This is a genomic window from Bradyrhizobium sp. Kon69 (assembly GCF_055807515.1).
Genome location: NZ_JBVVOS010000465.1, coordinates 1 through 253, shown reverse-complemented (window position 1 = coordinate 253; position 253 = coordinate 1). Strand labels below are relative to the sequence as shown.

Annotated in this window: 1 protein-coding gene; it reads left to right on the top strand. The window is 71.5% G+C overall.

Annotated features, from left to right (window positions below):
• Positions 1–253, top strand: a 253-nt coding sequence (locus AC0L3U_RS39825) for a hypothetical protein (protein WP_473365185.1), incomplete at both ends; no start/stop codon positions are given.

The window sequence follows — 253 nt, the reverse complement described above, 5'->3', positions numbered from 1 at the left end:
GCGACCGAAGCCGAGCCCGAGGGTACCGACCGCGATCTCATCGACAAGCTGGAAGCGATGGTCGAGCAGGGCATGGCCGCTATGGCGGCCGGTGCCGCTGCTGCTCCCGTGGCCGAAGCGCCGCCGCTGGTGCCGGAAGCGCCTGTCGCCGTTGAAGCCAGCGTGCTGGCCGACCAGAGCCTGGAGCGTCCGCTGCGTCCGGGCGAAGTCTCGCTCGACGAGCTCGAGCGCGCCTTCCGCGAGACCGCGATCG